Source organism: Micromonospora taraxaci (genome assembly GCF_007830095.1).
GTDB classification, from domain to species: Bacteria; Actinomycetota; Actinomycetes; order Mycobacteriales; family Micromonosporaceae; genus Micromonospora; species Micromonospora taraxaci.
The window spans coordinates 5505134-5517259 of sequence record NZ_VIWZ01000001.1 but is presented as its reverse complement, the minus strand read 5'-3'; the positions used below and the strand labels follow the sequence as shown (position 1 = coordinate 5517259).

At 68.9% G+C, this 12126-nt stretch carries 9 protein-coding genes and 1 pseudogene; 5 read left to right on the top strand and 5 right to left on the bottom strand.

Annotated elements, in window-relative coordinates; all coding sequences use genetic code 11:
• Nucleotides 1-85: 85 nt before the first annotated feature.
• Nucleotides 86-1063: pseudogene (locus FHU34_RS24900) on the bottom strand (family 43 glycosylhydrolase); the annotation flags it as partial.
• A gap of 61 nt (nt 1064-1124) precedes the next feature.
• Nucleotides 1125-2150: a LacI family DNA-binding transcriptional regulator gene (locus FHU34_RS24895; RefSeq protein ID WP_145784618.1), complete on the bottom strand. Its 1026-nt coding sequence runs from the start codon at nt 2148-2150 to the stop codon at nt 1125-1127.
• 371 nt (nt 2151-2521) lie between these two features.
• Between FHU34_RS24895 and FHU34_RS24890 the strand changes: the two genes are divergently transcribed.
• Genes FHU34_RS24890 through FHU34_RS24875 form a run of 4 tightly spaced genes read left to right on the top strand, consistent with a single transcriptional unit; the run spans nt 2522 to nt 6821 of the window.
• The gene (locus tag FHU34_RS24890) at nt 2522-3877 is read left to right on the top strand and encodes an ABC transporter substrate-binding protein (RefSeq protein ID WP_145784615.1); all 1356 of its coding nucleotides are present in this window, start codon (nt 2522-2524) and stop codon (nt 3875-3877) included.
• Nucleotides 3874-4845, top strand: a complete 972-nt coding sequence (locus tag FHU34_RS24885; RefSeq protein ID WP_145784612.1) for a carbohydrate ABC transporter permease — start codon at nt 3874-3876, stop codon at nt 4843-4845. The genes FHU34_RS24890 and FHU34_RS24885 overlap by 4 nt, the downstream gene beginning before the upstream one ends.
• Complete coding sequence (locus tag FHU34_RS24880; protein ID WP_145784610.1) at nt 4842-5666, top strand: carbohydrate ABC transporter permease; 825 nt, start codon at nt 4842-4844, stop codon at nt 5664-5666. Before FHU34_RS24885 ends, FHU34_RS24880 begins: the two co-directional genes overlap by 4 nt.
• Nucleotides 5667-5669: 3 nt before the next feature.
• Nucleotides 5670-6821: a serine hydrolase domain-containing protein gene (locus FHU34_RS24875; RefSeq protein WP_145784608.1), complete on the top strand. Its 1152-nt coding sequence runs from the start codon at nt 5670-5672 to the stop codon at nt 6819-6821.
• Between the two features lie 107 nt (nt 6822-6928).
• Here FHU34_RS24875 and FHU34_RS24870 read toward each other — a convergent pair whose 3' ends face one another.
• Nucleotides 6929-8257 (bottom strand): prolyl oligopeptidase family serine peptidase, encoded by a 1329-nt coding sequence (locus FHU34_RS24870; RefSeq protein ID WP_145784605.1) that lies wholly within the window; start codon nt 8255-8257, stop codon nt 6929-6931.
• Between the two features lie 435 nt (nt 8258-8692).
• On the opposite strand from FHU34_RS24870, the gene FHU34_RS24865 reads away from it, so the two are divergent.
• Entirely contained in the window at nt 8693-10276 is a 1584-nt protein-coding gene (locus tag FHU34_RS24865) for a pectate lyase family protein (protein ID WP_145784603.1), read from the top strand.
• Between the two features lie 51 nt (nt 10277-10327).
• Here the strand turns inward: FHU34_RS24865 and FHU34_RS24860 are convergent, their stop codons facing one another.
• Together FHU34_RS24860 and sodN are read right to left on the bottom strand one after the other, a co-directional pair.
• Nucleotides 10328-11638, bottom strand: a complete 1311-nt coding sequence (locus tag FHU34_RS24860) for a radical SAM protein (RefSeq protein WP_145784601.1) — start codon at nt 11636-11638, stop codon at nt 10328-10330.
• A 61-nt stretch (nt 11639-11699) separates the two neighbouring features.
• A complete protein-coding gene (gene sodN / locus FHU34_RS24855; RefSeq protein ID WP_145784599.1) occupies nt 11700-12104 on the bottom strand; it encodes a superoxide dismutase, Ni in 405 nt (134 codons plus the stop codon).
• Nucleotides 12105-12126 lie beyond the last annotated feature (22 nt).

Genomic DNA, 12126 nt, shown 5'->3' with positions numbered 1-12126 from the left:
TGGGGCGAACGCCTCAGCCCGGATCCGTGTGCGCACCGGTCGGCCTCGCCCCGGTGGCCGGGTCGACGCACTGTGCCGTGTCCGGTCAGGTCGCGGCGAGCGTGCGCGCCGGGTCCAGCACCAGCCCGGTCGAGGCGTCGAACCGTACCGGGATGGGGTCGGTGAGTTCCCCGACGAACGTCTCGTCGACGTGGTCGAGGAAGCCGATGAGTGACCAGTCGTCGGCAGGTCCGGACACCAGTCGCGGTGCGTACAGGTGCGGGTGGGTGAACGGCCGGGCGGACGCGATGTCCCACGGGCCGCGGACGGTCTCGCCGGTCGCCACCCAGATCCGGTGGTCGTCGCGTCGAGCGCTGCTGGTGGCATCGGTGGAGAACAACAGCAGGGGCTGCCCGTCGACGACAGCGACCTGGGGCACCTCCAGGTGACCGAAGCCGGCCGGCGTCGACAGCGGCGGCTGGACGGTCCAGGTGAGGAGGTCGGGGGAGGTGGCGTGGCCGACGACGCCACGGGTGTTCGTCGGTCCCGTGTTGGCGCGCGCGGTGATGAGCATGTGCCAGCCGTCGCCGTCCGGGTCGGGGAACACCCACGGGTCACGCCAGGCCTGCTCGTACCACAGGTCCTTGTCGAGCAGCTCGTACCAGGTCGGGTCGGCCTGTACGACGGGCTCGGTGCCGTGCCGGTGCCAGGTGGTCAGGTCGGTGGAGACGGCGAGGCCGATGCGTTGCACGAGACCGTCCTCGGCGCGGCCGACCCCGGTGTAGAACAGGTACCAGCGTCCGTCCGGGCCGCGGACCGTGCAGCCGGTCCAGGTCGCCAGGTCGTCCCAGGCGGGAGTGTCGGCGGGGACCACGGCGTCGGCGACCAGGTGCCACGAGTGCAGGTCCGACGAGACGGCGTGGCCGATCGTGGCGCGGCGGTGACGGCGGTGCGGGTCGTGCAGGGCACGGGAGGCGCGGAGGAAGAACACGTGCCAGAGGCCGTTGTCGTCCCGCGCGTACCAGCTGTCCCACACCCAGTGGTCGGGTAGACGTAGCATGGCCGAAAACCTAGCACTAAACCGTTTTAGCGTCGGGCTGGGCGGGTTCGGTGCAGCGCTCGGGCGGCCCGCGGCGGGCGCGTGGTCATTCCGCCGGCGGGGCGAGGGACTTTCGGCGACGCAGGGGCATCGGCACGAGCGACGGCTCGGTGTCGGCGCCGTCCAGGAGCAGCTCGACCGCGCGCCGTCCCATCTGTTCGTGCGGCAGCGCCGTGGTGGCCAGGCCGGGGCGCAGCCAGGCGGCGATCGGATCGTCGTCGAACGAGATCACCGAGATGTCCTCGGGGACCGTCAGCCCCGCCTCGCCGAGTGCCTGGTAGGCGCCGAAGGCCAGGCGGTCGTTCATGCAGATGACCGCGCTGGGCCGCTTGGACCGGTTCAGCAGACCGCGCATGGCGGCGTACCCGTGCTCGGGCAGCCACTCGGTGCAGAAGCACTCGGCCAGCAGCGAGACGTCGGCGTCGCCCAGCGCCTGCCGGATGCCGTGCAGACGCGCCCGCGCGGCGAGCGAGACCTCCGGGTCCTCCTCCTTGAGCCGGTTGCGGCCGATCAGCGCGATGGCGTCGTGGTGGCCGAGTTCGAGCAGCGTGTTGGCGGCGGTGCGGCCGGCCCGGTCGTCGTCCGGGAGCACGCTGGGCAGGCCGTCGGAGCTGGTGGCGTTGAGCAGCACCACCGGACCGCCGAGGATGGCCGGAGGCACCGTCAGTCGTCGGGTGGCCATCGCCGCGTAGATCACCCCGTCGACCTGCCGGTCCAGCATCGCCTCGATGGCGTACTGCTCGAACGTGGCGTCGCCCTGCGTCTCGGTGATGAGCAGCACGTGGTCCCGCTCGCGGGCCGCGTCGAGGGCGCCACGGATGAGGTCGCCGGCGAACCGGGTGGTGGCGACGATGTCGGAGACGAACGCGATGGTGGCGGTCTTGCGGGTACGCAGGCTGCGCGCGGCGAGGTTGGGCCGGTAGCCGAGTTCCTCAGCGGCGGCGAACACGCGCTGGTGCGCCTCGGCCGAGAGTCGGGTGCCCTCCCGGCCGTTGAGCACCATCGACGCGGCGGTCTTGGACAGCCCGGCTCTCCGCGCGACGTCGGCGAGTGTTGCTCTGTTGCTGCCCATCAGTCCTCCGAATCAGGCGCGGTGCCCTAGGCGCTGCTCCTGCTCATCATGATGCGTCGCCGCCCAAGATCTCGCGTCGGTCACGCCCGGAGTGGTGTGAACCCGACGTTTCCGCCCTGTTGCCAGGTTGTCCTTGACAGCTTCCCGTGCCACGCGCATGCTCTGCTAAATCAGTTTAGCGACCACTTCTGGTGCATCCAGAGGCGCCTTCGATGGCCGTGCCAGGGCCTCGTGGTGACAGGTGCGGTGTCGTGCTCGATCCACGGGCCGCGACGCGCACGTCGTCGCCGTCACTCCGGCGCGGTGGTTCCGGTGGAGCTGTCGCGCGGTCGTGGGGCCGCGTGGCGGATGAATAGTCGAGGAGTCATGAAATGGCAGAATTGCTGACAAATCTCGCGCGACGGAGAACCGTGCTCCTCGCGTCGCTGCTGTCGGTCGGAATGGCCGCCACGGCGTGCAGCGCGCCAGGGGAGGACCGGTCGTCGGCCCCGAAGTCCGACGCCGCCGTGAAGACCGACCTCGGGACCGCTCCGATCACCCTGGAGATGTACGCGGAGACCGGCTTCCCCCTGGCCAAGGCACTGGCCGACGAGTTCTCCAAGCAGCACTCCAACGTCACGTTCAACATCCGCGAGGACCAGTTCACGGTAATCGTGGAGAACGCGCCACGGGTGATGGCGTCGGACAACTCACCCGACATCATCCGGCTCCCCACAATGGTCGACCTGGTCAAGGACGACCTGCTCAAGAACCTGGACCCGTACTTCACCGCGTACGGGTGGGACAAGTTCCCCGCCTCGCAGCTCATGCAGTTGCGCGTCGGTGAGAACACCCGGGGCACCGGGTCGCTGTACGGCATGGGGCTCGGCTACAGCGTCACCGGCGTCTTCTACAACAAGAAGCTGGCCGCCCAGGTCGGCATGACCCAGCCGCCGGCCACCGTCGCCGACTTCGAGCAGCTGTTGGCGAAGGCGAAGACCGCCGGGGTCCAGCCGATCATGCAGTTCAACAAGAACACGGCGGGCATCAACTTCCCGCACCAGGCGTTGCAGAACCAGTTCGGAGACCCGACCCAGGTCGCCGACTGGATCTTCCAGAAGCCGGGGGCCACGTTCGACACTCCGGCCGCTCTGAAGGCCACCCAGACCATCCAGAAGTGGGCGCAGGCCGGCTACTTCCCCAAGGACGCCAACGCCATCGACTACGCGGGGATGGTGGGGGAGTTCCAGAAGGGCAACGGCCTGTTCATGTTCAACGGCGACTGGGAGTCGGCCAACCTGGACAAGGGGATGCCCGGCAACGTGGGGTTCTTCCTGTTCCCGACGGAGGCCCCCGGCGGCAAGCACGTCGCGATGTCCGCCCCGAACACCTTCGGCGTCTCCGCCAAGGCCAAGAACCCCGACGCCGCAGCCTTCTTCCTGAACTGGGTCCACACCAACGACAAGGCGCGCGAGATCGCGGTGACGGTCGGAGGCTCCAGCCCCGGCGGCCCGAGTGACCTGCCGGTGCCGGCCGCCGCCCCGAACACCGTCCTGGCCGAGACCCTGAAGGCGTCGCAGCAGCTCGGCGCGGAGAACGGCGCGGTGGACTTCACCGCGAACGCCACCGGTGGCATCTTCGCCGCCGCGATCACCCCGGAGATGCAGAAGCTGGTCGCCGGACAGCAGACTCCCGAGGGGTACGTGAAGGCCGTCCAGGCCGAGTACGCGAAGGAACTGTCCCGATGACGTCTGCCCTCGGCAGCGCACCAACCGGGCGGGACGACCAGGTGTCGTCAGCGGATCGTCCCGCCCGTCCCACCCCCACGCGGGCTCACCGACTTCGGTGGGCCCGCGCGGCCGGGACCGGCTGGTTGTACGTCCTGCCCGCCCTGGTGATGTACGCGGTGTTCGTCCTCCGCCCGCTCGTCCTGACGTTCCAGTACTCGCTCTACGACTGGAACGGGATCGGGGTGGCCCGCTGGGCGGGTCTGGACAACTACGTCACCGTGTTCACCGACAGCGACCTGCTCAAAATCATCGGCAACGCCGTCGTCCTGATCGTCTTCTTCAGCTTCATCCCCGTCGCGCTCGGTCTGTTGGTGGCGAGCATGGTTCGGCGGATCACCACCGGCGCGTTCGGGACCGTCGTGCGGACCATCCTGTTCCTGCCGCAGGTCATTCCCCTGGTGGCGGCCGGCATCGCGTGGAGCTGGCTGCTCTCGTCGAACGGTCTGGTCAACCAGGCGCTGCGCGCGGTCGGCCTGGGTGGCGTCGCCCGCGCGTGGCTCGGCGACTTCGACACGGCCCTGCCCGCCGTGGGCGTGATCGGGGCCTGGGTACTGCTCGGCCTCTGCACGATCCTGCTGGTCACCGGCATGAGCAAGATCGATCCCGCGCTCTACGAGGCCGCCCGCCTGGACGGCGCGGGCCCGGTCCGTGAGTTCCTCGCCGTGACCCTGCCCAGCCTGCGCCAGGAGATCGGCGTCTGCCTCACCGTGACGATCATCGCCGCCCTGGCCAGCTTCGACATCGTCTACATCTCCACCAGCGGCGGTCCCGGTCTCCAGACCACCGTTCCGGGACTGGAGATCTACCGGCTGGCCTTCTCGCAGCGTCAGGTCGGGCTCGCCTCTGCGCTCGCCGTCGTCCTCATGCTGCTGGTGCTGGTCTGTGTGCTGCCGATCCAGCGACTGACCCGAGGGGAGAAGCCGTGAACCTGAGCCGTCGTGAACAGGTGACCGGTCGCGTCTTCCTGATCGCCCTGATCCTCGTCACCCTGTTGCCGTTCGTGAGCATGCTCTCGGCGGCGTTGCAGCCACGCGGCACCGTGCCCACCGGTCTGGCCTGGCCGTCCGACCCGCAGTGGGGCAACTTCGCCGACGCCTTCACCGCTGCCAACATGGGCGCTCTGCTGCGCTCCAGCCTGCTCATCGTGGCCGGCGTCGTGCCGGTGTCCGTACTCATCGCCACCATGGCCGGGTTCGGGCTCGGTCAGCTCCGGGTGCCCGGCGGTCGACTCGTCTTCGGCCTGCTCCTGCTCGGCCTGACGTTGCCGTTCGAGGCCGTGGTCACCCCGCTCTACTACCAGATGCAGGACTTCGGCCTGCTCAACACGCGCTGGGCGATCATCCTTCCGCTGATCGGCCTCTACATGCCGTTCGCGGTGTTCTGGATGCGGGCGCACTTCACCAACGTGCCGGTCGAGTTGTCCGAGGCGGCCCGGGTGGACGGCAGCAGCACGTGGCAGATGTTCTGGCGGGTCCAGGTGCCACTGGCCCGGCCGGCCATCGCCTCGTTGACGATCCTGATGTTCCTCTGGACCTGGAACCAGTTCCTCCTCGCCATCGTCCTCGTCGACGACGCCACCAAACGCACCATGGCCGGGGCGCTCGGCGCGTTCCAGGGTCAGTGGGGCACGGACCTGGTGTTGCTGTGCGCCGGATCGCTGCTGATCCTCACGCCCACCCTCATCGTGTTCCTGATCTTCCAGCGACAGTTCATCAAGGCCCTGATCCAGGGGTCAGTGAAGGGGTAGGCAGTGCTCACACAGCCGCAGATCCACGGCCATGCCGACGAGGGCTACGGCCGCGTCGCCGACGTGTTCCGCGACAACTTCGCCACCCAGGGGGAGGTCGGCGCCGCCGCCACCGTCTACGTGCGCGGCCGCAAGGTCGTCGACCTGTACGGCGGGGTGGCCGACACGCGCACCGGACGCCCCTGGGCCGCGCACACGCCGGTCGTCGTCTTCTCCTGCACCAAGGGAATCCTGGCGATCTGCGCCTACCTCCTGGTCCAGCAGGGCAGGCTCGACCTCGACGCTCCGGTGACGCGCTACTGGCCGGAGTTCGGGCAGCACGGCAAGGCGGACATCCCCGTGCGGTGGCTGCTCACCCACCAGGCCGGCGTGCCCGCGTTGGACCGGCCCCTGGCCCTCGATGAGGTTCTGGCGTGGGATCCGGTCATCAAGGCGATCGAGGCGCAGACCCCGTTGTGGCAGCCGGGCACCGCGCACGGCTACCACTCGATGACCTACGGCTGGCTGGTCGGCGAGGTGATCCGCCGCATCACCGGCCAGCTGCCCGGCGCGTACTTCTCCGAGGTCGTCGCGGAGCCGCTCGGTCTGCGTACCTGGCTCGGGCTTCCCGCCGCCGAGAGTGACACCGTCGCCTGGGGCCTGGCGCCACCTCCGGACGCCGACCCGTTCGTCGACCCGGTCGCCGAACGCGGAATCACCATGGGAGGCGCCTTCGCCTTCCCCGCCGACGACGATGGTCTGGTCAGCTTCAACGACCCGGCCATCCGGGCCGCAGGCGTTCCCGGCGCGGGCGCGGTGAGCACCGCGGACGGCCTCGCGCGCCTCTACGCGGCCTGCGTGTCGGACATCCAGCACGGCCGCCTGCTGACGGCCGCGTCGGTGGACGACGCGGTGGTCGTCCGTTCGCGGGGCCAGCAGCGGCACGGCCCGCCGGACACCGGGCAACGCTGGGGGAGCGGCTTCCTGCTGCATTCACCGCCGGCCCGGCCACTGCTGGGCGAGCGTAGCTTCGGCCACGACGGCGCGGGCGGCAACCTGGCCTTCGCCGACGCCCAGCACCAGGTGGGGTTCGGGTACGTGGTCAACCAGATGCGTGGGATGGGCGACGAGCGCGCCAACCGGCTGACCGCCGCCCTCCGCACCTGCCTGAACTGACCCCCGGACCCTCTCCGGCCGGACGCCGGGCGACGCCTCGCGATGATCACCGGGCGCTGGATCAGCGCTGCCGGATCAGCGGCGAGACGTCGCCCGGCTCAGCACCGTCAGTTGCCAGAGGTGGCGGGCTTCGCCTGGCCGAGGAGCCACCGCAGGATGCTGCTGTCCTCGTAGGTCGGGCCGAACGCCGCGTGGTAGTCCGGCAACGAGAACGCTGAGTCGGCGTACTCGGTGTAGCGCACGAGGTCGGCGGCCTGCTCGGGGCTCTTGCCCCGGGCCTCGTACGCCTGCCGCAGCAGCGTCGTGGAGTTGCGCGCGCCCGACACGTTGAGCAGGTGGTCGTGCTCGCCGTGCGTGATCCACACCGGCACCTCGGCCGCGGCGATGGCTGTCGCCTGTGTGGTGTTGACCGGGAAGCCACCGGTCACCAGACCGCCGGCGAACAGGTCCGGCCGCTTGGCGAACGCCGCCCAGAGCAGTTGGGAGCCGTACGAGACAGTGGTCGCGTACACCCGGCGGGTGTCCACCGCGAACTGGCCGACGAACTGGTCGAGCAGTTTGATCAGCAGGTCCGCCTCGGCGGCCCCGCCGACCCGCTGGTGTTGGGGCGCCAGGACGATGACGTCCTCGGAGGTGCCGGTCCACTCCGGCTGCAACCAGGCGGTGGCCGGGATGTCGGCGGCGAGTTGGACACCAAGGTTGTCGCCGTCCCAGCCCATCCCGTGACCGGGCAGGACGACCATCAGCGGGTACGTGCGGCCGGGCTGGTAGTTCTTCGGCAGGTGGTAGTGGTACGGCAGCACCATGCCGCCACTGAGGTATGAGCCGTAGGTGAACTCGTCGACCAGTTGGCTGACCGGCTTCTCGGTCACCGGCCGGGACTCGCGCGGGGTGGCCCGGGCGAGCACCGGGCCCTTGCCGACGCCTCGGCCGGGCTGGGCGTGCACGTCCTTGCGTTGCACGACCCGGGTGGGCAGTTCGGGGTTCACCTTCACGGTGCAGAGGAAGGTCGGGCACTTGGAGACGATGACCGTCGAGCCGCCGGTGTCGGCGGGGTCGAGTTCGACGATGACGTACCTGCCCGGCGCCGACCGGTGGTCGCTGCGCGTGCCGGGCACCCCGTTGGTGTAGGTGCGGGTGACGGTCCGGTCGGCGAGCTTCGGCAGGTCCTCGATGGGGTTGAAGCGGAAGTTGTAGACGGTGTCGCTCACCGAGAACGTGCCGGTGTCGAGGGTGCGGGGATTGACCGTTGCCCCGTACTCGATCGCGACCGCGGAGACCTTCTGGCCGTACGTGTAGACGGTGGTGATCGGGGTGATGCTGCGGATTCCGTCGTCGGCGCCGGGCTTGCCGCTCGCGCTGCCGTACGCCGTGCCGGAGGCGCTGGCCAGCACGAGGGTGGCGGCGAGCGGGATCAGTCCGTTTCGGAGTCTCATGCGAGTCCTTTCTCGGTGGTGGTGCGCTCAGCCAGCGATGTCGGAGAGAGATGAAGACCGTCGCTAAACTGATTTAGCAGAGCATCGATGGCGCGCCCTGCGGTGTCAATACTCGGAGGCGCAGGGCTGGCCGCCCGGGGTTGGGTCAGGCCGGGCCTCCCGGCACTGCAACAAACCTGCAAACGTCAACCCTTGCCTTTGCGGAAACCGCTTTCCTACGATTGCGTTACATCGATGTTTCCGTTAGAGGCCGGGCGGTCAGTGCCGACAGTGGCGCTGCGAACGCCCGGTGAAACCCTGCTTCCACCAGGGCTTATGCGACTTCGATGAATTCTTCTGTGATTCACGTCCGCCTATTCGTAAAGGTGTGGCGGTGTGGTCGCGACGACCGTCGAGGCGACGCCGTGGGCGGAACGAATGCGAAGGTGAGGCGAGATGAGACGACCAGTCGCGTTGCGACTTCAGGCGGCGCTGGCCACGGCAGCCGTGGGGATCGCGGTCGGGGTGGCCCTGCCCACCCCCCAGGCGTCGGCGGCGGTCGGCAGCGCCACCGGTTACGCCACCCAGAACGGCGGGACGACCGGCGGCGCGGGCGGTCAGACCGTGCGGGCCACCACGGGGACGGCGATCCACGCCGCCCTGTGCGGCCGGGCCAGTAGCAGCACCCCGATCGTCATCGAGGTGTCCGGGACGATCAACCACGGCAACACCAGCAAGGTCTCCGGGCCGAGCTGCAACACCGCGGCGGGCGTGATCGAGCTCAAGCAGATCAGCAACGTCACGATCCTCGGTGTCGGCAGCGGGGCCGTCTTCGACCAGCTCGGCATCCACATCCGCGACTCCAGCAACATCATCATCCAGAACGTGACCGTCCGGAACGTCAAGAAGTCGGGCTCACCCACCTCGAACGGCGGGGACGCCATCGGCATGGAGAGCACCGTCCGCAACGTCTGGGTCGACCACGTGACCCTGGAAGCCTCGGGCGGGGAGTCGGAGGGCTACGACGGGCTCTTCGACATGAAGGACAACACCCAGTACGTCACGCTCTCCTACAGCATCCTGCGTAACTCCGGTCGGGGCGGCCTCGTCGGGTCCAGCGAGAGCGACCTGTCGAACGGCTTCATCACCTACCACCACAACCTGTACGAGAACATCGACTCGCGTACGCCGCTGCTACGCGGCGGCACTGCCCACATCTACAACAACCACTACGTGAGCCTGCACGAGTCCGGAATCAACTCCCGGGCCGGCGCCAAGGCCAAGGTGGAGAACAACTACTTCCGCAACTCCAAGGACGTCCTCGGCACCTTCTACACCAGCGAGCGCGGCTACTGGCAGGTCAGCGGCAACATCCTCGACAACGTGACCTGGTCCAGCGCCGGCAGCGAGACCTACCCGGCGGGCCCCAACCTGACGTCCACCACCACCGTCGGCATCCCGTACCCGTACAGCCTCGACGGAGCGAGTTGCGTGCCGGAGATCGTCCGGCAGACGGTGGGCGCCAACACGGGCCTGCGGGTGTCGAACGGCAGCTGCTCTCCGCAGACCCCGCCGCCGACCACGCCTCCGCCGACCACGCCTCCGCCGACCACTCCGCCGCCGACCACGCCTCCGCCCACGACGCCCCCGCCGACCACCCCACCGCCGTCCGGCGGGACCAACCTGAGCCTCGGCGCCGGTGCCGACGGTTCCAGCAAGGCCAGTGGGACGAGCTACGGCAACGTGCGCGACGGCGACATCACCACGTACTGGTCACCGGCCGGATCGACCGGCACCATCTCGATCAAGTGGGGCTCGGCCACCCGGGTGTCCCGGGTGGTCATCCGGGAGCCGTCCGGCACCCAGGGCTCGATCGGGTCCTGGCAACTGGTCAACAACGACAACGGCGCCGTTCTGGCCTCCGGTAGCGGGGCGGGCTCGATCACCTTCTCCGCGACCTCGCTGAGCAAGATCAATTTCAAGATCAACAGCTCCGGTGGTACGCCCCGAGTCGCCGAATTCGAGACGTACGCCAGCTAGTGCGGTGACGCGGGCGGGGGTGGCCTCCGGTGCTGCCCCCGCCGGCGCTCGTCAGGAATCGGCGGACGGCAGGGTGTCCATGAAGGAGCTGACCGAGAAGACGGCTCGGCCGGGCCCCGCCGGGCCGTACCCGGGTGGGCTGGACAGCCCGTGCGCGTCCATCGTCGCCCGGTAGGCCTCCAACAGGCGGACGTGGTATTCGAGCGGTGCGCCTTCCGGGTTGGTCCGCCCGAGCGGTGTGGTGGGCTCCGGGCACCAGGTGGTGAACCTCGGCGTGATCCCGCGCGACATGAAGTACTCAAGCCCTTCGGTGGTGGAGTCGATCGCCTCGCCCACGCTCGTGAAGCCGTGCGGGGCGGCCATCTCGACGCCCGCCACGAAGTTCGGGATCACGTTGCGTGGACCGAACACCTCGGCGGAGTCGAGGATGCGGCGGTGCCACTCCTCCCGGCCGACGTAGCGCTCCTTGCCCGGGCAGTACAACTCGAACAGCCGCTTGTCCCACACCTCGTAGTTGGGGTGGTAGATGCGGATCCCGTAGTCGTGGAAGCGCTGCACGTCGGCTCGGGGCAGCGCCTGGGCGACGACCTTTCCGATCCACCGCCCCGGAAACCGCTCCTCGATCGCCTGCGCGTACCGGCCGTAGAAGTCCGCCTCGGCCAGCCCGTTGACCTGCGAGGTGATGCTGCCGCCGGTCAACGTGTACGCCTGCGAGGCATGTTCGGTGTCGTACCGGTCGATGATCTCCAAGGCTTCCAGCACCTCGTCGACGGGTTTGACACCGGTGTACGGTCGACCGGCCTGTTTGTGCTGCCGCCAGTTGTGGTTGATGTCGCAGTACTGGCACTCCTCCTTCGCGCCGAAGTACTGGCAGACCCGGAACGCGGTGAGATAGATCAGATAGCCCCACTGGATCGTCGGGGCGACCTCCATCACCGACTTTCCGTTGGCGAGCGTGTGGCGGTAGTAGGCCGGCATCGGGGGCAGCCCGACGTCGGCGATCGCCCGCCCGTCCAGGAACAGGCGCAGCCGGCCGTCGCTGTCGGTTCCGACGCGGTACGGCGAGCTGGGGTTGGTGCGGACCGACACGACCGTACGACGAAGCTCGTACGGGCCCCCGGTGAGCACGATCTCCTCGGGCGGTCGGCGCAACGCGGCCGTCCCCAACTCCGGGAGCGTCCGGTGGTCGAAGGAGAAGATGAAGTACGACTTCGGTTTGACGTTGCCGTTCTCGTTGTCGGTCAACGCCGCGTCGTCGAAGGCGAGCCCGCCGCGCAGCAGGTCCTCCTTGATGACCGCCTCTCGCGGCACCTGCGGATGACGGCTCATCAACTCTTCGACGAGATCGGTGCGCGACGCCATGCGGTCCTCCTGAAACGTGGTGCGCCGAACCGGGTGGCCGACGCCACCCGGTTCCGCTGGGTCAGCTCTGCTTGGTCTCCCAGAAGATCTTCGAGATTTCCTCGATCTTGCCGAGGAGTCGCTCGGCGACCTCCGGGTCGGCGGCGCCCTTCGCGCCGCCGGCGCCGGCCAGTTTGGTGGCCTCGTTGAAGAGGTCGTGCAGCTGGGGGTACTTCTCGAAGTGCGGTGCCTTGAAGTAGTCGGTCCAGAGGACCCAGAGGTGGTGCTTGACCAGCTCGGCGCGCTGCTCCTTGATGACCAACGCGCGGGTGCGGAACTCCGGATCGTCGCTGGCCTGGTACTTCTCGGAGATCGCCTTGACCGACTCGGCTTCGATCCGAGCCTGGGCCGGGTCGTAGACGCCGCAGGGCAGGTCGCAGTGTGCGCTCGCGACGGTACGCGGGCGGAGAAGACGTGGCAGGTGCATCAGATTCCCTCCGACAACAGGC